At 70.2% G+C, this 21,066-nt stretch carries 22 protein-coding genes and 1 tRNA gene; 15 read left to right on the top strand and 8 right to left on the bottom strand.

Features of this window, described 5'->3' with window-relative positions; all coding sequences use genetic code 11:
- Position 1 precedes the first annotated feature (1 nt).
- Together ACSQ14_RS05830 and ACSQ14_RS05825 are read left to right on the top strand one after the other, a co-directional pair.
- On the top strand, positions 2 to 919 hold the full coding sequence (locus tag ACSQ14_RS05830; RefSeq protein WP_436010656.1) for an esterase-like activity of phytase family protein: 918 nt from the start codon (positions 2 to 4) through the stop codon (positions 917 to 919).
- Positions 916 to 1,671: a dienelactone hydrolase family protein gene (locus ACSQ14_RS05825; protein WP_436010654.1), complete on the top strand. Its 756-nt coding sequence runs from the start codon at positions 916 to 918 to the stop codon at positions 1,669 to 1,671. Before ACSQ14_RS05830 ends, ACSQ14_RS05825 begins: the two co-directional genes overlap by 4 nt.
- Before the next feature lie 202 nt (positions 1,672 to 1,873).
- On the opposite strand, the gene rpmB is transcribed toward ACSQ14_RS05825, so the two are convergent.
- Both rpmB and ACSQ14_RS05815 read right to left on the bottom strand, forming a co-directional pair.
- A complete protein-coding gene (gene rpmB / locus ACSQ14_RS05820) occupies positions 1,874 to 2,167 on the bottom strand; it encodes a 50S ribosomal protein L28 (protein WP_436010652.1) in 294 nt (97 codons plus the stop codon).
- Positions 2,168 to 2,461: 294 nt separating this feature from the next.
- Positions 2,462 to 3,145: a M23 family metallopeptidase gene (locus ACSQ14_RS05815; RefSeq protein ID WP_436010650.1), complete on the bottom strand. Its 684-nt coding sequence runs from the start codon at positions 3,143 to 3,145 to the stop codon at positions 2,462 to 2,464.
- Positions 3,146 to 3,369: 224 nt separating this feature from the next.
- Here ACSQ14_RS05815 and mtnN point away from each other — a divergent pair, with 224 nt between their 5' ends.
- From mtnN to ACSQ14_RS05785, 6 genes are all read left to right on the top strand, one after another.
- Entirely contained in the window at positions 3,370 to 4,113 is a 744-nt protein-coding gene (mtnN, locus tag ACSQ14_RS05810; protein ID WP_436010648.1) for a 5'-methylthioadenosine/S-adenosylhomocysteine nucleosidase, read from the top strand.
- 41 nt (positions 4,114 to 4,154) lie between these two features.
- Positions 4,155 to 5,642 carry a hypothetical protein gene (locus ACSQ14_RS05805; RefSeq protein ID WP_436010646.1) on the top strand — a complete coding sequence of 496 codons (1,488 nt, stop codon included), beginning with the start codon at positions 4,155 to 4,157 and terminating at the stop codon, positions 5,640 to 5,642.
- A gap of 167 nt (positions 5,643 to 5,809) precedes the next feature.
- Positions 5,810 to 8,383, top strand: a complete 2,574-nt coding sequence (locus ACSQ14_RS05800) for a helicase-related protein (RefSeq protein ID WP_436010644.1) — start codon at positions 5,810 to 5,812, stop codon at positions 8,381 to 8,383.
- Positions 8,384 to 8,423: 40 nt separating this feature from the next.
- A complete protein-coding gene (locus ACSQ14_RS05795) occupies positions 8,424 to 8,705 on the top strand; it encodes an RNA-binding S4 domain-containing protein (RefSeq protein ID WP_436010642.1) in 282 nt (93 codons plus the stop codon).
- 138 nt (positions 8,706 to 8,843) lie between these two features.
- Positions 8,844 to 9,185, top strand: a complete 342-nt coding sequence (fdxA, locus tag ACSQ14_RS05790) for a ferredoxin FdxA (RefSeq protein WP_436010640.1) — start codon at positions 8,844 to 8,846, stop codon at positions 9,183 to 9,185.
- Between the two features lie 308 nt (positions 9,186 to 9,493).
- On the top strand, positions 9,494 to 10,006 hold the full coding sequence (locus tag ACSQ14_RS05785; RefSeq protein WP_436010638.1) for a CarD family transcriptional regulator: 513 nt from the start codon (positions 9,494 to 9,496) through the stop codon (positions 10,004 to 10,006).
- Positions 10,007 to 10,270: 264 nt separating this feature from the next.
- Here ACSQ14_RS05785 and ACSQ14_RS05780 read toward each other — a convergent pair whose 3' ends face one another.
- Positions 10,271 to 11,578 carry a dicarboxylate/amino acid:cation symporter gene (locus ACSQ14_RS05780; RefSeq protein WP_436010636.1) on the bottom strand — a complete coding sequence of 436 codons (1,308 nt, stop codon included), beginning with the start codon at positions 11,576 to 11,578 and terminating at the stop codon, positions 10,271 to 10,273.
- A gap of 133 nt (positions 11,579 to 11,711) precedes the next feature.
- On the opposite strand from ACSQ14_RS05780, the gene ACSQ14_RS05775 reads away from it, so the two are divergent.
- Together ACSQ14_RS05775 and ACSQ14_RS05770 are read left to right on the top strand one after the other, a co-directional pair.
- The gene (locus ACSQ14_RS05775) at positions 11,712 to 12,512 is read left to right on the top strand and encodes a glycosyltransferase family 25 protein (RefSeq protein WP_436010634.1); all 801 of its coding nucleotides are present in this window, start codon (positions 11,712 to 11,714) and stop codon (positions 12,510 to 12,512) included.
- 137 nt (positions 12,513 to 12,649) lie between these two features.
- Positions 12,650 to 12,726: transfer RNA gene (locus ACSQ14_RS05770), tRNA-Arg, on the top strand.
- Positions 12,727 to 12,744: 18 nt separating this feature from the next.
- On the opposite strand, the gene ACSQ14_RS05765 is transcribed toward ACSQ14_RS05770, so the two are convergent.
- The gene (locus ACSQ14_RS05765; RefSeq protein ID WP_436010632.1) at positions 12,745 to 13,692 is read right to left on the bottom strand and encodes a quinone oxidoreductase family protein; all 948 of its coding nucleotides are present in this window, start codon (positions 13,690 to 13,692) and stop codon (positions 12,745 to 12,747) included.
- A gap of 62 nt (positions 13,693 to 13,754) precedes the next feature.
- The gene (locus ACSQ14_RS05760) at positions 13,755 to 14,321 is read right to left on the bottom strand and encodes a TetR/AcrR family transcriptional regulator (protein WP_436010630.1); all 567 of its coding nucleotides are present in this window, start codon (positions 14,319 to 14,321) and stop codon (positions 13,755 to 13,757) included.
- 99 nt (positions 14,322 to 14,420) lie between these two features.
- On the opposite strand from ACSQ14_RS05760, the gene ACSQ14_RS05755 reads away from it, so the two are divergent.
- Positions 14,421 to 15,197, top strand: a complete 777-nt coding sequence (locus ACSQ14_RS05755) for an SDR family NAD(P)-dependent oxidoreductase (RefSeq protein WP_436010628.1) — start codon at positions 14,421 to 14,423, stop codon at positions 15,195 to 15,197.
- 298 nt (positions 15,198 to 15,495) lie between these two features.
- Complete coding sequence (locus ACSQ14_RS05750) at positions 15,496 to 16,698, top strand: GAF domain-containing sensor histidine kinase (RefSeq protein WP_436010625.1); 1,203 nt, start codon at positions 15,496 to 15,498, stop codon at positions 16,696 to 16,698.
- Positions 16,699 to 16,729: 31 nt separating this feature from the next.
- On the opposite strand, the gene ACSQ14_RS05745 is transcribed toward ACSQ14_RS05750, so the two are convergent.
- Positions 16,730 to 17,518 carry a sterol desaturase family protein gene (locus ACSQ14_RS05745; RefSeq protein ID WP_436010623.1) on the bottom strand — a complete coding sequence of 263 codons (789 nt, stop codon included), beginning with the start codon at positions 17,516 to 17,518 and terminating at the stop codon, positions 16,730 to 16,732.
- A 428-nt stretch (positions 17,519 to 17,946) separates the two neighbouring features.
- On the opposite strand from ACSQ14_RS05745, the gene ACSQ14_RS05740 reads away from it, so the two are divergent.
- From ACSQ14_RS05740 to ACSQ14_RS05730, 3 genes are all read left to right on the top strand, one after another.
- Positions 17,947 to 18,153: a hypothetical protein gene (locus ACSQ14_RS05740; RefSeq protein WP_436010621.1), complete on the top strand. Its 207-nt coding sequence runs from the start codon at positions 17,947 to 17,949 to the stop codon at positions 18,151 to 18,153.
- A gap of 57 nt (positions 18,154 to 18,210) precedes the next feature.
- Positions 18,211 to 18,483, top strand: a complete 273-nt coding sequence (gene infA, locus ACSQ14_RS05735) for a translation initiation factor IF-1 (protein ID WP_436010619.1) — start codon at positions 18,211 to 18,213, stop codon at positions 18,481 to 18,483.
- A 161-nt stretch (positions 18,484 to 18,644) separates the two neighbouring features.
- A complete protein-coding gene (locus ACSQ14_RS05730) occupies positions 18,645 to 19,136 on the top strand; it encodes a hypothetical protein (RefSeq protein ID WP_436010617.1) in 492 nt (163 codons plus the stop codon).
- Here ACSQ14_RS05730 and ACSQ14_RS05725 read toward each other — a convergent pair.
- Positions 19,133 to 20,344 carry a TCR/Tet family MFS transporter gene (locus ACSQ14_RS05725; RefSeq protein WP_436010615.1) on the bottom strand — a complete coding sequence of 404 codons (1,212 nt, stop codon included), beginning with the start codon at positions 20,342 to 20,344 and terminating at the stop codon, positions 19,133 to 19,135. The genes ACSQ14_RS05730 and ACSQ14_RS05725 overlap by 4 nt on opposite strands.
- Positions 20,345 to 20,405: 61 nt before the next feature.
- Positions 20,406 to 20,903 carry a hypothetical protein gene (locus ACSQ14_RS05720; RefSeq protein WP_436010614.1) on the bottom strand — a complete coding sequence of 166 codons (498 nt, stop codon included), beginning with the start codon at positions 20,901 to 20,903 and terminating at the stop codon, positions 20,406 to 20,408.
- Positions 20,904 to 21,066: the final 163 nt, after the last annotated feature.

The raw sequence follows: 21,066 nt of genomic DNA, 5'->3' as shown, positions 1-21,066 counted from the left end.
GTTGCCGGTCCGGCCGGTCGCCGCCGGGCCGCAGATCGCCGTCCAGACCACCGCCCTGCCGCTCAATCCGCAGCAGCCGACCCAGGCGAAGATCGGCGCCTTCACCTACGCCGGCGGCCTGCTGCTCGGTTCGCAGGACACCGCGCGGCTGCACGGCCTCTCTGACCTGAGCGTCCGCCCGGACGGCGGCCTGGTCGCGGTCAGCGATGACGGCGACCTGTTCGTCGCCCGCCTGGCGCTCGACGCCAAGAGCCGGCTGACCGGGGTGACCGATGCCCGCCTGCTGTCGCTGATCGGCGAGGACGGCCAACCGCTGTCGGCGCGGGGCAAGGCGGAAGCCGACGCCGAAGGCCTGGCCGAGCTGCCCGGGGGCGGGCGGCTGGTCAGCCTGGAGCGCGACCACCGCATCCTGGTCTATTCCGCTGATGGCGGCCCGCCGCGCCGCGCGCCGACGCCGGCGGCCGACTTCCCCGAGAACGAGGGCATGGAGGCCCTGGCCGCCGACCCGGCCGCGGGCCCGGACGCCTACATCGTCGGCGGCGAGGCCGGCGGCCAGACCTGGACCTGCCGGCTGGCGGCCGGCTGCGCGGCGAGCGCCGTCGCGCCCCTGCCCGACGAGGCCAGCCTGGTGGCGGTCGCCCCGCTGCCCGGCGGACGGCGCGCCTATCTGTTCCGCGCCTTCAGCGTTCTGAAGGGCGTGCGCATCACCCTGCGGGTCGTCGACGCCGATGGCGCGACGCTGGACGAGCTGCGGCTCGCCGCCCCGCTGACCGTCGACAACTTCGAGGGCCTGGCCGCCCTGCCCCAACGCGACGGCTCGGTCCGCTTCTACCTGCTGTCCGACGACAACTTTTCCAAGCTCCAGCGGACGCTGCTTCTGGCGTTCGACTGGCGCCCACAAACAGGGAGGAACCCATGAGCCGCCAGGATGTGACCATCCCCACCCCCGACGGGAACGCTCAGGCCTACGTCTTCACCCCGGTCCAGGGCGCCGGCCCGTGGCCGACGGTGCTGTTCTACATGGACGCGCTGGCGATCCGCCCGACCTTGTTCGAGATGGCCGAGCGGCTGGCCTCGAACGGCTACTACGTCCTGCTGCCGGATATGTTCTGGCGCCTCGGCGGCTACGAGCCGCTGGTGCCGAAGGAAATCTTCGCCGACCAGGCCAAGATGGGCGAGCTGTTCAGCAAGTACATCGGCTCGACCAGCGCCGAGAAGGCGATGAGCGACACCGCCGCCTTCCTCGCCTGGCTGGACCAGCAGCCCCAGGCCAAGGCCGACAAGATCGGCGTCACCGGCTACTGCATGGGCGGGGCGATGGCGATCCGCGCGGCTGGCACCTTCCCCGACCGCATCGCTGCGGCCGGCGCCTTCCACGCCGGCCAGGTGGTCACCGACCAGCCGGACAGCCCGCACCTGCTGGCCCCGCAGATCAAGGCCAAGGTGCTGGTCGCCGGGGCCGACCAGGACCCCTACTTCACCGAAGCGCAGTTCGAGACGCTGAAGGCGGCGATGAAGGGCCTCGACGCCGAGGTCACCATCTACCGCGGCGCGATCCACGGCTACGCGCCGAACGACCTGCCGGTCTACGACGTCGAGCACTCCGAACGGCACTGGCGCGAGATGCTGGCGCTGTTCGACGGGACGCTGAAGGTCCCGGCAGCGGCGTAGCGGCCGCCGCGCCCAACGCCCCTCAGTCAGCTTCGCTGACAGCTCCCCCGCACGCGGGGGAGCAGCTTGGCCCCGCTCCTCCCCTGCGAAGCGGGGGAGGTGGATCGGCGCGAAGCGCCGAGACGGAGGGGGCGTTTGACGCGCAAACAAAAAGGCCGCCCTCGCGGGCGGCCTTTCCGGAACGACAGCTTTTAAAGCGCGCTTAGGCGGCCGGCTGAGCCAGCTTGGCCTTCAGTTGGCGCTTGATCTTCAGGGCGCGGGGCGAGAGCGCCTCGTCGCGGGCCTTCAGCAGGAAGATGTCCAGGCCGCCGCGGGCGTCGAGCGTGCGCAGCGCCGCGTTGCGGATCCGCAGCGTGAACGACTGGCCGAGCGCGTCGGACTGCAGCGTGACCGGGGCCAGCGCCGGCAGGAAGCGGCGCTTGGTCTTGATGTTCGAGTGGCTCACATTGTGGCCGACCATCGGGCCTACGCCCGTGAGTTCGCAACGGCGCGACATGGCGAAAGAACCTTCGCGTAGGGAAAAAGGAAGCGACAGGCCGAAGCCGGACCGCGCGGGAGCCGGCGATATAGAGGAAGGAGTCCCGATGCGTCAAGGCGAGGAGTCCCCGGCCGAACGATCCGCCGCAGGGGCCCATGGCTAAGCTCGTTGTACCCCTGCACGACTCGAATCACCATATATCGTGTGGAACAAACCCCGAATCGGCGCGAGTCGCCGATTCGGTCACGATTCGTTTCGTCGCTGTTCTGCGGATTCCCCAAAATGAGGGACCCCGGTCCCGGCCAGGCGGCGTCAGCCCCGTGCGGGGGCGCGCACCGGCTCGTAGCGGGCGGTGATCAGGCGGGTCGCGTCGATCCGCGCGCCGCGCGTGTCGATGATTTCCAGATGCACATGATCGGTCATGCCGCCCGGGTACTTGCGCTCCAGAGTGTGGTGCGCGCCGATCCGCTGGCCGACCTGCACGGCCTGGCCGACCTCGACCTCGGGATCGACGTAAAAGATCCGGGCGGTGTAGCGCAGCGCCGGATTGGTGATCTCGACGAACTTCAGATTGGCGTCGTCGGCGTAGGCGAAGCCGAGCTTGCTGACATAGCCGGAGATCGGCGCGGCCACCGACTGCCCGGCGTCGGCGATGAAATCGACGCCCTCGTGCCGCCGCGAGCCGCCGTCGCGTGAGGCGCCGAACTCGCCGTGGCCGTAGGCGTCTTCCTTGCGCGTGTCCTTGCCGGTCGGATTGGCGAAGTCCGCCTGGCCGTCGCCGTCGACGTCGACCCCGCGCCAGACCAGTTCCTCGGCCAGCACCGGCTGCAGCGCCTGCGGCGCGATCTGCGCCGTATCCAGCGACTTGGGCCCGCCGACCTTCTGCACGACCGGGGCCGCGATGGCCGAAGCGCCGGCGACCGCCAGCATGAAACCCGTCGCCAACAACAGTCGACGCTGCGCCGTGCGCGCGGCCTTCGAGGTCGTCGCCTCCATTCACCACCACCCTTTACTCGATGCGCCGGGGGCGCCGGACTTGGTCGCCGGACTTCCCCGCAGTCGAGCATGGTTAAGCCCGGCGGAAGCGGCGGATTTGCGGCCGAGCGCAGCCGTAGGGTGTGCGACACGGCGACACACTCAGACCCTGCGCGCACGCGCTGGACGAGCGCTGGCCGCCGGCGCCGCGGATCTGTAGCTTCCGCCGCCGGAGGTCGCCCCACGTGTACGGAATCCTTTGCGCCACGCCCGAGGAGTTGGACGCGCTGCGGGCGCGGCTGACGCTGGCCCCGGAGCCCGAGAGCCACGGCCCGACCCAGGTCTGGCGCGGCGAGCACGACGGCGCCGAAATCGTCCTGGCGCGCAGCGGCATCGGCAAGGTGCACGCCGCGGCCGCCGCCACCCTGCTGATCACCCTGTTCTCGCCGAGGGCGCTGATCTTCTCCGGCGTCGCCGGCGGGCTCGACCCGGCGCTGCCGGTCGGCGCGGTGCTGCTGGCCGACCGGCTGGCGATCCACGACTACGGGCTGGTCGAAGGCGGCCGCTTCACCCCGACCGCCTATGGGGTGATCCCGGTCGGCGCGCCGCGGCTCACTAAACTGACGCCGGTGGACGCCGAGGTCGCCGCCGCCCTGGCCGCGCTGGCCGCGGCGGTCGGGCCCGACCTGCCCGCGCCGGTGCGGCTGGGCGGGGTCGTCACCGCCGACTACTTCCTCAGCTGCGGCGCGACCCGCGAGACGCTGCGCGCCGAGTTCGCCGCCGACGCGATCGACATGGAGTCGGGCGCGGTGAACCAAGTCGCCCAGGCCTGGGGGCTTCCGCTTTATGTGATCCGCACCCTCTCCGACCTGGCTGGCGAAGAAAGCCACGTCACCTATCTGGAGATGGCCGCCCTGGCGGCGCGCAATTCCGCCCTCTGCGTAGAGACGCTGCTTCGACTGCTGGAGGCCCAGCGCCCGAGGCGGTAAACTGCCGCCGCCTCGCTGCTTCGCCGTTCGAGTTGGGGGTTATGGCCAGGTTTGACACGCACAAGCGCAGCGCGACGATCCCAGCGGCCGGATGGCTCGCCGGGTTCGCCGCGGCCGCCGGCCTGGGAGCGCCGGCCTGCGCCCAGCAGGTGCTGGTGCAGAAGGAAGGCGCGCGCCTGGCGCTGGAGCCCTACGGCGCCGCCTCCAAGCTCGGCAGCCGGGCGGAGATCGCTGCCCAGCAAGGCCCGCTCGACGCCTCGCTCGCCGCCGCCCTCGAGCGCGGCGGCGGCCGGCTGAACCTCGGCGACAGCCCGGCCGGCGTGGTGCAGGTCCCCTCGGCGTGGCGCAGCGAAACCGTCCGCTTCCAGGCCCGCTGGGCGGTGGCGCCGGACGCCGAGCTCAGCGTTGCGGCGGAGAACGGCGAGCGCCGGGCCTACAACGCCATGACCCCGCTGGGCGCCGCTGGCGACGGCCAACTGACGCGGGACGACACCCGCTCCGCCCAGATCCGCGCCGTCGCGCGGCTCGACCAGTTGGAGGCGCAGGTCGGCGCCGAGGAGGCGACCGCGGCCTTCCGCGCCCAGGCCGACGACGCCGCGCTGGATCCCAGCCGGCACTGGCTCGCTTCGCGGCGGCTGTTCGCCAAGCTGGCCTGGCGCCCGTCCGATCGGTTTTCGGTGGAGGCGGGCCAGGCGGCGCAGAGCTTCACCGTCGGTTGGCGCGGCCCGGAGACGATCACCTCCAGCGGCGCTTACCTGACTCCGAACGTCGCCGTCGCGCTGAAGCCCTGGGCGCGAACCACCTGGCGGCTCGACGCCGAACAGACGCTGACGCCGATCCAGCCCGGACAGTTCGCGGCCTACGCCCAGCTGGCCACCGCCGGAGCCGGCGCCGCGCCGCAGCCGGACCGCGGCCGGCGCTACGGCGCGCGGATCGACCAGGACCTCGGCGGCGGCGCCCGTCTGGGCGCGGGCGTCAGCGACTGGCGGATGGCGAGCGTCACCGAGCTCGGCCCGGTCGGCGCCGGCGAAGCGCCGATCAGCATCGGCCCCGGCGACCGCCAACAGCTGGACGTCAATCTCACCGCGCCGCTCACGCCGCTGGGCCTGGCGGGCGCGACGCTGGCCGGCGACCTGACCCTGCGCCGCTCGCAGGTGATCGACCCGTTCACCGGCGAACGGCGGGCCTTCTCCGGCGAGTCGCCCTACCGCGCGCAACTGCGCCTCAGCGGCGCCCTGGCCGCCACGGACCTCAGCTGGAGCGTCGTCGCCCAGGCCGACGGGCCGCAGGCGCTGCATCAGATGAGCCAGGTCACCAACCTGGGCGCCACCGCCGGCCTCGGCGGCGCGCTCAGCTACGGCGCCGGGCCGGTGACGCTCAGTCTGGAGGTCGAGAACCTGGTCGGCGGCTCGCGCGAGGTCACGACCTACAGCTTTGCGGGCTCCCGCGCCGACGCTGCCCTGGCCGACGTGATCCGCCGCAACGACGAAACCCGCGCCGTTCGCATCTCGCTGAAACGGCCGCTTTAGGTCAGCGCCGGAACCCGCGAGCCGCCGGTGGTCTTTCTCTCTTATGGTGCAGGCGTTTTGCGTAACTGTTCGAAGGCGTTGGCGCTTTGGGAGGCGCCCCCTGCCAGCCTCCCCCGCGACGGCAAGCCTCGCTTGTTCGACTCTGCGCGCGACCCCATTTTCCTCTCATGAGCGACCGCCCGTCCGGCGCGGCCCCGCCCAGGCTTGTGGCGGTGCTGGGTCCCACGAACACCGGCAAGACCCATCTGGCTGTCGAACGCATGCTGGGGCACGCCTCCGGCATGATCGGCCTGCCGCTGCGGCTGCTCGCCCGTGAGATCTACGACCGCATCGTCAAGCTGAGAGGCGCCCGCTCGGTCGCCCTGATCACCGGCGAGGAGAAGATCATCCCGCCGCGGGCGGTCTATTTCGTCTGCACCGTCGAGGCGATGCCGCTGTCGCGGCAGGTCGAGTTCCTGGCGGTCGACGAGATCCAGCTGTGCGCCGACCCCGAGCGCGGCCACGTCTTCACCCACCGGCTGCTGCATGCGCGCGGGACAGCCGAGACCATGCTGCTGGGCGCCGGGACCGTGGCGCCGCTGGTGCGGCGGCTGCTGCCGCACGCCGAGATCGTCAGCCGCGAGCGGTTCTCCAAGCTCAGCTATTCGGGGCCGAAGAAGCTCACCCGCCTGCCCCGGCGCAGCGCCGTGGTCGCCTTCTCCGCCGACCAGGTCTACGCCATCGCCGAACTGATCCGCCGCCAGCGCGGCGGGGCGGCGGTGGTGATGGGCTCGCTCAGCCCGCGCACCCGCAACGCCCAGGTCGCCCTCTACCAATCCGGCGAGGTCGACTTCCTGGTGGCCACCGACGCCATCGGCATGGGCCTGAACATGGACGTCGACCACGTGGCCTTCGCAGGCCTGCGCAAGTTCGACGGCAAGCGCAGCCGCTTCCTGCACCCGCAGGAGGTCGGCCAAATCGCCGGCCGCGCCGGCCGCTTCCAGAAGGACGGGACCTTCGGCGTCACCGGAGAAGCCGAGGACATGGACCCGGACCTCGTCGAAGCCGTCGAGCAGCACCACTTCCAGCCGGTGGCGGCCGCCGAGTGGCGCAACTCCAAGCTCGACTTCTCGTCGCTGACGACGCTGATGCGCTCGCTGGCGAAGCCGCCAGAGCGCGAAGGGCTGAAGCTGGCCGCCGAGGCTCTGGACGAGTCCACCCTGCGCCAGCTCGCCGCCGACCCCGACGTGGCCGACCGCGCCCGCGACCGCGCCACCGTGATGCGGCTGTGGGACGTTTGCCAGACACCCGATTTCCGCAAACTGGCCGCCGACGACCACATGCGGCTGGTGAAGGACTTCTTCTTCCACCTGACCGGCGGGCGCCGCCGGGTGCCGGAAGACTGGATCGCCCGGCAGTACGCCGGCCTCGACCGCACCGACGGCGAGATCGACTCGCTGGCCACCCGGCTCGCGAGCGTGCGGACGTTGGCCTATGTCGCCAACCGCCCGGACTGGCTGGCCGACGCCGGGTCCTGGCAGGCGCAGACGCGCGGGCTGGAAGACCGGCTCTCCGACACCCTGCACGAGAAGCTGATGGCCCGGTTCGTCGACCGGCGGACCAGCGCGCTGATGCGCGGCCTGCGGGTGCGCGAGGACATGCTGGCCGGCGTCGCCGCCGACGGCGCGGTGACGGTCGAGGGCCACTACGTCGGCAAGCTGACCGGCGTGCAGTTCGAGGCGGCGCAGGGATCCTCGGTGCTGGAGCAGAAGGCGCTGCGCGCGGCGGCGACCCATGCGGTCGGCCCGGAGATCGGCCGCCGGCTCGGCAAGCTCGCCGCCGAGCCCGACGAGGCCTTCGCGCTCTCTCCCGACGGCCTCGTGCTGTGGCGCGGCGAGGCGGCCGGCGCGCTGACCGGCGGCCAGCTGTTCGCGCCGCGGGTGCGGCTGTTCGGCGAACTCGGCCACGACGCCGCCCGCCAGCGCGCCGCGCGCCGGCTGGAAGCCTATGTCGCCGGCGAAGCGGCCCGCCGCCTGGCCGGGCTGCGGCGGCTGGAGGCGGCGGTGGCCGAGGGCAAGCTGAAGGGCCTGGCCCGCGGCGTCGCCTACCGGCTGATCGAGGCCGGCGGGCTGCTCGACCGCGCCGAGGTGCGCGAGGAGATCCGCACGCTGAGCCAGGTCGAACGGCGGGCGCTGCGCGGCCTGGGCGTGCGCATCGGCGCCTTCTCCATCTACCTGCCCAGCCTGCTGAAGCCGCAGGCGCGGGCGCTGACCCGGGCGATGGCGCTGCGCGAAGCGCCCGACTGGCGTCCGTCGCCCGACGCGCTCGGCCGCCTGCCCGAGCCCCGGCCCGGCGCGCGGACGCTGGCGGCCTACGGCCTGCGGGCGGTGCGCGGCCTGGCGGTCCCGGTCGAGCAGCTGGAGCGGCTGGACGAGCTGCTGCGCGGCGCCGCCAAGCAGGCCGGCGGGGTGCTGCTCGCCGACCAGGCCCGCGAAGAGCTCGGCTGGAGCGAGGCCGAGGCCCACGAGATCCTGCGCGGCCTGGGCTTCGCCCCGGCCAACCGGCCCAAGGCCGGCGAGCCGATCGCCTGGCGCCGCCGCGGCGAGCGCAGCCGCGCCCAGCCCGAGACGCCGGTCGCCGTGCGCCCGCATTCGCCGTTCGCCGCGCTCGCCGCGCTGCAGACGCCGGTTACGCCGGCCGCCCCTGCGCCGGCCGCGCGCCGCCCCCGCCGTCGACGCAAGCCCAAGGCGGTGCGCGCGTGAGGCCCGCCCCCTCCACCGCGCCGCTCAGCGTGGCTGCGCCATGACCGACGACGCCTGCCGCGCCGATGTCTGGCTCTGGCGCGCACGCTTCTTCAAGACCCGTTCGATGGCCGCCCGCTACGTCGAGGAGGGGCGCGTGCGGCTGACCCGCAGCGGCCAGGAGCACCGGCTCGACAAGCCGGCGCGGACCGTGAAGGTCGGCGACCAACTGGTGTTCGCGCTCGGCGGCCGGTTGATCGCGGTGACGGTGGAGGCGATGGGCGAGCGCCGCGGGCCGGCGCCCGAGGCGCGGGCGCTCTATTCCTCGCTCGACGCCGATTAAGCCGGGCAGTCGTCGGGTGCGGCGAAAAACCTGCCGCCGTTCCGCAACGGAACCGCGCGCGGCGGCATTGACAAGCCGCCCCCTGACCGTGAAAACCGCGCCGCCCCCGGTGGGGAGAGCTGGAGTTACGAGCGCGCCATGACCTACATCGTGATGGATCCTTGCATCAAATGTAAGTTCATGGACTGCGTCGAGGTCTGCCCGGTCGACTGCTTCTACGAGGGCGAGAACTTCCTGGCGATCAATCCGGAAGAGTGCATCGACTGCGGCGTCTGCGAGCCGGAGTGCCCGGTCGACGCGATCAAGCCGGACACCGAGGACGAGCCGGACGGCAAGTGGTTGCGTATCAACACCGAGTACGCAAAGGTCTGGCCGAACATCACCGTCAAGGGCGAGCCGCCGGCCGACCGCGAGGAGTTCGAGCGCGAGGAAGGCAAGTTCGAGAAGTACTTCTCTGAGAAGCCTGGCCGCGGATCCTGATCCCCCTTCGTCGCGGGCCCCTCGCCCGCGACTGCTGACGCGCACCAACTGTTTCATCTTCCAGGATTTTATGTTATCGTCACGGATGACGTGGCGAGAAGGCTTTGCCTTGCACGTCTTCCTGCAGAAGAAACGGCCGACCCGGGCCCGTCGCCCCGGAACCGGCGAGGGTGTCTTTAAGAGGTCGATATTCCCGCCATTCGAGTTGGGCGCCGCGGATCTTCCGCGGACACCTTGTCTCGTCACGGCGGTCGCTCGCGTCAGCGGTCCGGTTCCACCCCGGACAGGGATTTTGAGAGGATTTCTCGATGAGCAAGAACGGTCACGATTTCTCGGTTGGCGATCACGTCGTTTACCCGGCCCACGGCGTGGGTCAGGTGCAGGGGATCGAAACCCAGGAAGTCGCCGGTCTGAAGCTTGAGGTCTACGTCATCACCTTCGACCACGAGAAGATGACGCTCCGCGTGCCGACGGCGAAAGCCAAGACCGCCGGCCTGCGCCCGCTGGCCGAGACCGACGTGGTCTCCAAGGCGCTCACCACCCTGAAGGGCCGCGCCCGGGTGAAGCGCACCATGTGGTCGCGTCGCGCCCAGGAATATGAAGCCAAGATCAACTCCGGCGACCTGATCTCGATCGCCGAAGTGGTGCGCGACCTGCACCGCGCCGAGAACCAGCCGGAGCAGTCCTACTCCGAGCGCCAGCTCTACGAATCGGCGCTGGACCGCATGGCCCGCGAAGTCGCCGCGATCGAGCGCATCGACCGCGACGCGGCGATCACCATGCTCAACAAGTCGCTGGTCAAGGCCGCCGTCGCGGCCTGAGCCACCGACCACCGACGAACCGACGAACGCCCGGCCTCACCGCCGGGCGTTTTCGTTTTCAGATGCCCCCAGGGGGAGCTGTCGCCACCACTTTCCCGCTCGGGGACCCAGATCACGCCCGCTGAGCGGGCGGAAAAGCACTTCCGAATCTTGCGGTGTTTCGGCCCGCATCTGGGTCCCGGCCTTCGTCGGGACGAGCGGGGAAATGTCTGAGTGGAAGCCCCCTCCGGCCCTCCGGGCCACCTCCCCCTGAGGGGAGGATCCTCAATCCTCCTCCACCGTCGCCAGCACCGGCGCGCCGGCCGGGCCCGGCCCGCGGTCCAGTTCGCGCTGCAGCTGCGCGCGGTCGAGGTCGCCCTCCCAGCGCGCCAGCACCAGGGTCGCCACCCCGTTGCCCATCAGATTGGTCAGCGCCCGGCACTCGCTCATGAAGCGGTCGACCCCGACCAGCAGGGCGAGCGCGGCGATCGGCAGGTCGGGGATCACCGCCAAGGTGGCGGCCAGGGTGATGAAGCCGGCGCCCGTGACGCCGCTGGCCCCTTTCGAGGTCAGCATGGCGACGCCCAGCAGGGTCAGCTCCTGGCCCAGCGTCAGCGGGGTGTTGGTCGCCTGGGCCAGAAACAGGGTGGCCAGGGTCATGTAGATGTTGGTGCCGTCGAGGTTGAAGCTGTAGCCGGTCGGCACGACCAGGCCGACGGTCGCCTTGCCCGCGCCCAGCCGCTGCAGCTTCAGCATCAGCTGCGGCAGCACCGACTCCGACGACGAGGTGCCGAGCACGATCAGCAGCTCCTCGCGGATGTAGCGGATGAACTTGAAGATCGAGAAGCCCGCGACGGCGGCGATCGCCCCCAGCACCAGGATCACGAACAGCAGCGAGGTCGCGTAGAAGGTGGCGACCAGCGCGCCCAGCTTGACCAGCGCCGCCGGCCCGTACTTGCCGATGGTGAAGGCCATCGCCCCGAAGGCGCCGATCGGGGCCAGTTTCACCACCACGCCGATGATGCCGAAGAACACCCGGCCCATGCCGTCCAGCGCCTCGGCGGCCTTGTCGCCGAATTCGCCGAGCCGGGCGCAGGCGAAGCCGGTGAGGATGGCGATCACCAGCACCTGCAAGAGGTCGCCGCGGGCGAAGGCGCCGAAGAAGGCGTCGGGGATCAGGCCAAGCAGGTGGTCGACCAGCCCCGCGCCGTGCGCCGCCTTCTCGGCGTAGCCGGCGCCGATCGACGGATCGAGGGTGCGCGGGTCGACGTTGAAGCCAGCGCCCGGCTGCACCAGGCGGCCGACCAGCAGGCCGAGCACCAGCGCGAACGTCGAGACCACCTCGAAATAGAGCAGGGTGCGCAGCCCCAGCCGGCCGAACGCCTTCATGTCGCGCATCCGGGCGATGCCGCCGGCGACGGTGCAGAAGATCACCGGCGCGACCGCCATCTTGATCAGCTTGACGAAGGCGTCGCCGAGCGGCTTCAGGCTGGCGCCGAAACTCGGCCACAGGGTCCCGACCAGCAGCCCCAGCGCGACCGCCGTCAGCACCTGGACGTAGAGATGACGGAAAGGCCTGAAAAGCCGCGTCATTCGGGGCTTCGGGCTGGACGTGCGGCGCGAGCAGTCGGCATCCTTCCTCCCTACCCTGCCAAGCTCGACTGTTGAAGCCGACGGCGCGGCGGCCTACTGCCGCCCTTGGAGCGGTTCCAGAGCGGGAGGAGCCATGCGGGCGAGCTACATCAACCTCGACGAGGCGACCGCGCGCCGGGCCGGGCTGGAGGCGTCGTTCGCCGCCGCGCCGCACGACGGCTGGACGCTGACCCGATTTCCCGCAGTCACCGCCGCGGAGATGGCGCAAGCCCCGGGCGCGCTGAGCGCGCGTGAGAAGGCCTGTTTCGAAAGCCATCGCCGGTTGATCGGCCAGCACCTCGACGACGCGGCCCCGCTGATGGTGCTCGAGGACGACGCAGCCTTCTCCTCGGTGGTGTTTCGCTATCTCGACCACCTGCTCGCCGCGCCCGCGGACTGGGACCTGCTGTTCACCGACGTGGCGCTGCCGCAGGCGGACGTCATGGTCTCGATGGCCCGGGCCTGGGGGCCGCTGAAGCAGGCCCAGGAGCTGCGGCTGATGCCACTCGCCGGAACCGCGTTCAGCGCGGCGACGGCCTATCTGGTGCGCGGGACGTCCAAGGCCAGGCTCCACGCCCTGCTAAGCGACGCCGCGCCGCTCGACACGCCCTATGACCTGCGCCTGCGCCAGCTGGTCGCCGCCGGCGAGCTCAAGGCGCTGGCCTGCTTCCCGTTCCTCACCACCCTGGCTGCGGCCGCCGACGCCTCGCAGATCCGCCACGACGACGAGGTCCACCAGCGCGTCGCCGACACCTTCCGCCGGCTGATGTTCATCGAGCGCGACCTGGCCGCCAGCCGCCCCGCGGTCGCGGCGATCCGCGTCGAGGCCGACGAGGTCGAGCAGCTGCTGGGCGGGCTGCTCGGGGCGATGACCCGCCCCCTGCCCGGCCGCTGAGCGCCGGCAAGCTAGCCGATCCCTGTTGCCGCGCGCCCGGCGGCGTGGCATCCGGAGGGTCGAAATCGGCGCCCGGCGGCGCCCGACGCGCTCCTTGTGAACGCCGCGGCCCCGCCACTCCACTGATTTTGCAGCGTGGCCCGGTAGCTCAGCCGGATAGAGCAGGGCTTTCCTAAAGCCAAGGTCGGGGGTTCGAGTCCCTCCCGGGCCGCCACGCTGCGCCGTCACTGGCTCACGGGATGAGCAACAGCTTGCCCATGGACTTACGGCTCTCGAGAGCCTGATGGGCGAGGGCCGCATCCGCCAAGGCGAACTCGGTCGCGGGCGCGACCCGTAACCTGCCCTTGAGAACCCAGTCGAAAAGGCGGCCTGTCCGAGCGCGCAGCAGTTCCGGCGTGTGGACGTGGTCGGAGTAGACCGCGTAGCCCAGCTTGATGCTCTTGGGCAGCGACATGATCGCGATCGTGCTCTGGGCGCCGAGCACCGGGCCGTACCAGCAGAAGACGCCCGACCGGCGAAGGGCGGCGAGCGAGCCATCGAAGGTCGCGGGGCCGGAGCCGTCATAGACGACGTGGACGCCTTCGCCGCCCGACAGCCGAACCGCCTCCTCGGCGAACGCGCCATTGGCGTCGACGATCACGTGGTCGGCGCCCGCGGCTTTCGCCGCCTCGACCTTGGCGGCGCTGGACACCCGGCCGATCACGCTGCCGCCGCGCAGCTTGATGATCTGCGTCAGCAGTTGGCCAACCCCGCCGGCCGCGGCGTGCACGAGCGCGATGTCGCCTTCCTGCACGGAGTAGAAGTCGGTCGCGAAGTGGCTGGCGGTCAGACCCTGCATCATGAGCGACGCGGCGGTCCGGTCGTCGACGCCATCGGGGATCACGACGACCGAGGTCGCCGGCATCACGACCCGGTCGGCATAGCTGCCATGGGCGTAGGCCCAGGCGACACGCTGACCGAGCTTCAGGCCCTCGACGCCGGCTCCGATCGCAGCGATGCGCCCGGCGCCTTCGACACCGAGGACGTGGGGCAAGGGCACTTCAACCATCCCCTGGCGGATGCCCACGTCCATGAAGTTGACGCCGCTGACGGAGATCTCGACCAGGATCTCGCCGGGACCCGGCTCGGGGTCAGCAAGCTCCAGCACCTGCAGGACCTCGGTTCCGCCGACGGCGGTCATCGCCACTGCTCTCATCGTTGATCTCCTTGTGTTGAACGATCGTTCCAGAAAAGGCCAAAAAATCAGCGCATGGCCCGCATGGCGAGCTCGGCAAGCGATGCGAGTTGCGCAGCGCCCGCCCCGCCCCGAGCCGCGACGCGGATGCCGGAGAAGGTTGCGATCATGAACGTCGCGAGCGCGTCAGGATCGAGTTCCGGGGCGATATCGCCCTCAGCCTGGCCCCGGATCACCACCTCGCGAATGACCTTGCTCAGCTGGGCGCCCGCCTTTTCCCGGATCTCCGCCAGGTCAGGCTGTTCATTGGCGAACTCGACGATCGAGCTCACGCCCAGGCAGCCGCGACGGGCGTCCTCTATCGTGCGCTCAAGATCCTTACGGAGTCCGTCGACCGCCTTGGGACCACTCAGCAGCGCCTCGCGATGGGCGTGGCCCTCGTTTTGCGCGTAGCGCCTGACCGCTTCGCGATAGAGGCCCCACTTGTCGCCGAAGGTGTCGTAGAGGCTTTGCCGGCCGATCCCCATCGCACCAACGAGCATCTGCGCCGACGTGCCTTCGAACCCGTGTTCCCTGAACACCTCGACCGCAGCGTCCACGGCGGCGTCGATATCGAATTCCTTGGAGCGTGCCATGCACAGGCAGATAGCATTCCGGAACGATCATTCAAGATCCGGGCGGTATAAATCTCAAGCTACGACCTTCAAGTGACAGCGCAGGTCCAGGAGGAAGCCATGCTGCGGCACGGAAAGATCGGGCTCATCACCGGCGCGGGGTCGGGCATCGGACGGGCGGCCGCCGAGACGCTGGCGCGGTCGGGCGCGGCCGGCCTGGTGCTGGTCGACCTGGACGCTTCGGCGCTCGCCGCCGTGTCCGAGGCGCTGTCCGCTGAGGGCCTTCCGGTGTTGGTCCGCGCACATGACGTGAGGGACGCCGACGCCTGGATGGAAACGGCGGATGCGGTCCGCGACAGGTTCGGCGGCCTGGACTTCGCCGTCGCCAACGCCGGCGTCGCGCATGGCGCCACGATCGTGGATCAGACCTTCGCGGATTGGCGGCGGGTGCTCTCGGTCAACCTGGACGGCGCCTTCCTGACGATCCAGACGGCGCTGCGGTTGATGCGCGACCATGGCGCGATCGTCGCGGTCGCCTCCGCCTCGGCGGTGAAGGCGGAGCCCGGCACCAGCGCCTACGCCGCGTCGAAGGCCGGGGTGGTGCAACTCGTCAAGGTGGCGGCTCGCGAAGTCGCGGCGCGCGGCATCCGCGTCAATGCGATCCTGCCCGGGGGCGTGAAGACGCCGATCTGGCGCGAGGTCCCGTTCTTCCAAGACCTGGCGCGGGAGGCCGGCGACGAGACCGTGGCGTTCGACCAAATGGCGGCGCTCGCCACCCCGCTGGGGCGCTACGCCGAGGCCGGCGAGGTGGCGGGGCTGATCGCTTTCCTGCTTTCCGACGCCGCCTCGACCATGACCGGGACCGCGCTGGTCTGTGACGGCGGCTATTCCGCCTAGCGACGGTCAGCTCAGGCCCGCGAAACCCAGGGCGAGGACGATGGTCGCCCCCAACAGGTTGAAGGCCGACAGCAGAACCCGGTCCATGATGGTGATGAATTTCGCAGTCATATCGGTCTCCTCGCCCAGGCGCTGGACAAGAAACTTCGTAGGTCCGATTATTTCGCTATTCAAATTACATCGCGGTTAGGCGGGTGCGGCGATTTCCTTATGTCCGCGTCACCTTCTGACCAAAGACAGGCGATAGTCTCGGGGGTTACGACCCGGGCTGAGCGTCGTCCGTTTCCGGAGCCCCCACATGTCGCGATCGATTGAGGCGGACGTCGCGGCGATCGGCGTGATCGACGCCGTCCCGAAGCTGCTCGAAGTCATCTGCCGGGCGACCGGCATGGGGTTCGCGGCGGTGGCCCGCGTGACCGAAGACCGCTGGGTCGCCTGCGCCGTGCGCGACGAGATCGGCTTCGGCCTGCTGCCCGGCGGCGAGCTCGAGGTCGTCACCACCATCTGCGACGAAATCCGCGCCAGCGGCGCGGCGGTGATCATCGACCATGTCGCTGAGGACCCGCGGTTTCGCCACCACCCGACGCCCACCCAGTACGGCTTCCAGAGCTACATCTCCGTGCCGATCCTGCACGACGGGGAGTTCTTCGGCACGCTCTGCGCCATCGATCCCGCGCCGCGATCGTTGAAGGACTCCACCGCGCCCAAGACCTTCGAGCTGTTCGCCGAGTTGATCGGCGCGCACCTGGCGGCGCGTAGGCGGCTCGAGCGGAGCCAGGAGGCGCTGCTGACCGCCCGCGAGACCGAGGAGTTGCGCGAGCAGTTCATCGCCGTGCTGGGCCACGATCTGCGTAATCCCCTGGCCTCGATCGACGCCGGCATCCGCCTGCTCGGCAGGGGCCCGCCCGAGGCTCGCGCCACCTCGCTGACGGCGGCGATGAGCGCCAGCGTGCAGCGGATGGCGGGCCTGATCGACAATCTGCTCGACCTGGCGCGCGGCCGGCTCGGCGGCGGCTTCCCGGTCGAGCGAAAACTGGAGCCGGACCTGCGGCCGGCGCTGCACCAGGTGCTGGACGAACTGCGGATGGCCCATCCGGGACGCCGGATCGAGGCGGCGCTCGAGCTGCCCTGCGCGGTGAACGCCGACAGCCGCCGCCTCGCCCAGCTGCTGTCGAACCTGGTGGCCAATGCGCTGGCGCATGGCGCGCTCGACGCGCCGGTGCGCGTGCACGGCGCGATCGTCGGCAAAGAGCTGGAGCTCTCGGTCGCCAACGCCGGCGAGCCGATTCCGGAAGCCGCCCGCGCCCGGCTCTTCCAGCCGTTCAGCCGGACCGCGGGCCAGCCGCGCCAGGCGGGGCTGGGCCTTGGGCTGTGGATCTGCGCCGAGGTCGCCCGCGCCCACGAGGGCACGCTGAGCCTGACCTCGGACGCGACGGAGACCCGCTTCACCCTGCGCATGCCGCTGCGCGTCGGCGCCGCGGTCGCCGAGCCGGCGGAATAAGCTCGCCAGCCGATCGGCCGGCCGCCCCTCCCTAAGCCTTCGCCTCGGAAGCTTGCGCCTCCGTCTTGGCGCCTTCGCCGTTGTCCAGCGTGCCGAACATCCAGTCGTAGAGCAGGGAGATGGTCGCGAAGTTGCCGCCGGTGAACCTTGCATGATGGTTGTGGTGCATCTTCGACATGTAGCTCAGGTACTTGAACGGGAAGCGATCCGCCTTCCACAGATCGTGGTTGTGCAGGTTGATCTGGGAGAAGGCGACCCAGGTGATGACGATGGTCGCGACGTGGAATTCGCCCATGAACCGCGACAGGACGAAGATGCTGCCGGCGTAGAGGCCGAGCCCCATCGCGACCTCCAGCGGATGGATGTAGCTGGAGTCCATCCGGCAGGGGTTGTGCTGCTGGTGATGGACGGCGTGCACCCAGACCAGCGGTCCGCCGAGGAAGCCGCTGTGGTGAAACAGGAAGCGGTGCACGAGGTAATAGAAGAAGTCGTAGAACATCAGGATCACGACGATATCCAGCAGCATGTTCCACCAGGGCTGGGTCTCCAGCGTCAGGCAGAACGGCAGGATCAGGCCGAAGATCACCGCCAGGAAGACCGGGCCCCACCTGCGGTTCCATTTCTGGTTCGCCGCATAGATTGGCTTCTGCATCTTCTTCTGGCGGGCGTCTTCGTTGAGCTGACGCGCCTCCCTGAACGTCGGTACGAGCAACAGCAGCTGCTTGCCGAGGAAGGTGACGATGGCGATCCCGACCGCAGCGTACAGCGACAGCAGCCACTGATAGTGCTCCAGGATCGGCGCCAAAAACGAACTGCTCATGGTGTGCCCCGACGCCCTTCTGACGATTGGTCCTGGCGGCGCGCCGCACGATGCCGGCCGCCGCGATCCCATCCGAACAGGTAGCGGCATTTTCCAGAGCGGCTTTGACCAAGCGCAAACCGCGCGGCGGCGCCCGATGCGGCGTCGGTGTCAGTGAGCGGCGGGGCCTAGGCGGCTTGGCGGTCGCTTCGCCCCTGCGGTGTTTTGGACCACCCGCTTGCACGAGGCGCGCGCGAAGGCCATATACGCCCCATCAAATTTGGGATTGGTTCGTCTGGATCAGGGCTCGAAGACTCCGGTCTTCGCCCAGGATAATTCTCGGCCCTCTCCGATAATTTGATCTCAAAGCTTGTCATGAGCTCCAAGATCGCCGACGGAACGTCCTTTCGGACTCGTCCATCGGCGGCCAGAAAATTCAGGATAGCGCCTTGTCGACCCTTGAACGCGCCTACGCCCTTGCCCGGTCCGGAGAAGTTCGCAGCTTCTCGCAGCTGAAGGAACGGCTCAAATCCGAAGGTTGCCGCGCCGTGGACGCCCTCCTGGCGCCGCGCAGCCTCCGCGGCCACCTTGAGGCGATGTGCGACGCCGCCAATCGGGCCGCCGACGCCAAGCAGATCGCGGTCGAGGAAGCCTGAGCGACCGTGTAAAATAATCGCCGGCGCGAGGGCGCCGGCAAAGGAGCACCTACTACCGTGGCGAAGGAAGACCTCGTCGAATTCGACGGCCAGATCATCGAACTCCTGCCGGAGGGCCGTTTTCGCGTCCGCCTCGAGAACGACCACGAAATCCTGGCCTACACCGCCGGCAAGATGAAGAAGAACCGCATCCGTTCGATGGTCGGCGATCGCGTGACGGTCGAGATGACGCCTTACGACATGGACCGCGGCCGCATCACCTATCGCCACAAGCCGGAAGGCGCGCGCTCGGGTCCGCCGTCGTCCAGGCCGCAGTTCCGGCGCCGCTAACCCGGCGCATGGGTCCGCGGGCGCGCCTCGCGGACCGTCCGCACCATTGAACAACGGCCAAACCGGCGGCGGGACCTGAACGCGGGCTCCGCGCCGGCGCGTCGCTCTATGCCGCCCCGGCGGCGCTTGACCTTCGCCCGGTCGCCACCAGGATGCGGACCATGGCCAGGAAGCCCCGACCTCGGTTCGCCCTGTGGCTGGCGGCGGCCATGCTCGCCGCCGCGCCCGCGTGGGCGGCCGGTCTGAGCGAGGCCCAGGTCCGCGCCTTCGTCGCCCAGCAGGAGCGCAGCTGGAACGCCGGGGCGCTCGACGCCTACTTCCAGGCCTTCCGGCCCGACGCGGTGTTCACCGACCAGTACCGCACGCCCGCCGGGGAGATCGTCCCTTACGGCAGCAGCAGCCTGGCCGAGGCCCGGGCCCAGAGCCGCAAGTTCCGCGCGCAATCGAAAGTCTCCGAGACCGGCGAAATCGTCCGGATCGCGCTTAGGCCCGACGGCCGCTCGGCGCAGGTCGACTCCCGGGTGGTGTCGCGCACCCAGGGACCTAAGGGCCAGCGGACGACCTGCGCCATGCGGCGGCAGGAGCTAATCCTCGCCGCCGGCCGCGTGCGCTCCAAGGGCCAGACCGACACCTTCGCCCGCTGTCCGCGCTAGGCTTTGATTCCACCACGGCCGCCGCTCATCGCCCCAACCGCCACGGCGGCGAGGAGGAATCCCGCGGCGATCAGGAAGGACGCCCCAAGGATCGGGCCGTGCGCCGACTGCCCGACCGACAGCGCATAGACCCAGCCGAAGAACAGCGGCGACATCACCCCGGCGATCGCGCCGACCGAGTTGTTGGCGCCCTGCAGCTGCCCCTGCTCGGTCTCGGACACGCGCTTGGTCATCAGCGACTGCAGGGTCGGCATGGCCAGGCCCCACAGCGCGTTGGGCAGCATCGCCAGGGTGAACAGCCAGCCGTTGGGCGCCAGGCCCATGCAGGCGACGCCGACCGCTCCGCCGGACAGTCCGAACAGCATGGTGCGCCAGTCGCCGAGCCGCTTGGCCACCGGCCCGACCAGCAGCCCCTGGACGACCATGTCGAGCACGCCCACGAACGCCAGCAGCAGGCCGACCTGCAGCGCGCCCCAGCCGTAGCGATGGCCGGCGTAGAGCACGAACACCGCGGAGAACACGTGGTGGGCGAAGTAGAGCAGGAAGTTAACCACCGCCAGCTGCGACAGCTCCGGGTGCGAGCGCAGCAGGGCGAGCGCGCCGAACGGATTGGCGCGGCGCCAGGCGAAGTCCGTGCGCTTCTCGCGCGGCAGCGACTCCGGAAGGATGAACCAGCCGTAGACGAAGGCCAGCGCGCTCATCCCGGCGGCCACCCAGAACGGCAGCCGCGGCGACACCGCGCCCAGCAACCCGCCGAGCGCCGGGCCCAGCACGAAGCCGGCGGAGAAGGCCGCGCCGACCCAGCCATAGGCCTTGGCGCGCTCCTCCGGCGCGGTGATGTCGGCCATGTAGGCGTAGACGGTGGTGAAGCTCGACGAGGTGACGCCGCCGATCATCCGGCCGATCGCCAGCCACCAGAGGTTCGGGGCCAGCGCCATCAACACCCAGTCGGCGGCCATGCCGGCGACCGACAGCAGGATCACCGGCCGGCGGCCATAGCGGTCGGACAGCGAGCCGATGATCGGCGAGGCGACGAACTGCATCAGCGCCCAGAGCGCCACCAGCACGCCGTTCCAGATCCCGGCCCTGGCCGCCGAGCCCGAGAACTCCTCGATCAGCGGCGGCAGGACCGGGATCACCAGCCCCATCGCCAGGATGTCGAGCAGGGCGGTGACGAGGATGAAGCCGATCGCGGCTCGGCGTCGCATCAGGGCTTCTCCGTCGGGGGCCCGAGCGGGGGCGGCGCGCGCTCGCGCCGCCCGGCTCAGGTCAGCGGGTTCCGGGCGGAACCACCGAGGCGTTCAGGAAGGGGTCGTTGCCGATGAAGATCGGGGTGCTGTCGAACAGCGAGATCAGCCATTCGCCGTCGGCGCCCTGGCGGCACTCCATGCGGCAATCGGCGATGATCGTCGGGCCGACCAGGTTCATCGCCGGGGCCTTGCCTTCCTGGGAGTAGTTCACCAGCAGGAAGGTCACCTCGGCCTGATCCGCGGCCGAGAACGAGATCCGGTAGTTCGAGATCGTGTGGCGCTGGGTGCGGACGCCGTCCTTCTGCTGCGTACGGACCCGCTCGCCGCGGTCGGCGTAGAACTTCTGCACCGCCGCGTGGCCGCGATAGGAGGTCCCGCCCACGAGATAATTGCAGTCCTCGGTGATCAGCCGGGGCATGGTCAGCCCGCCGTTGAAGTCGAGCTCATAGCCCCATTCGGCGATCAGCTGCTGCAGCGCCACGGCCTTGACCGCGGTGTCCTGGTCGAACCTCGGCATGTGTCCTCCACGATATGATGTGCGACGCTCTTACCCGCGCCTTGCCGCCTTCGCCCAGCCCCTTCTGCCGATCGGGCGTCCCCTCACATAGGATCGCGGGTGCAGTTTTGAGACCGCCCAAGCTTGACGGCATTGCGGCGGCGGCAAGCCGTCGCCAAGTTGG

This window comes from Phenylobacterium sp. LjRoot219, assembly GCF_964252995.1.
GTDB lineage: Bacteria > Pseudomonadota > Alphaproteobacteria > Caulobacterales > Caulobacteraceae > Phenylobacterium.
The sequence above is the reverse complement of the archived record's forward strand: the minus strand, read 5'-3'. Positions and strand labels throughout refer to the sequence as shown.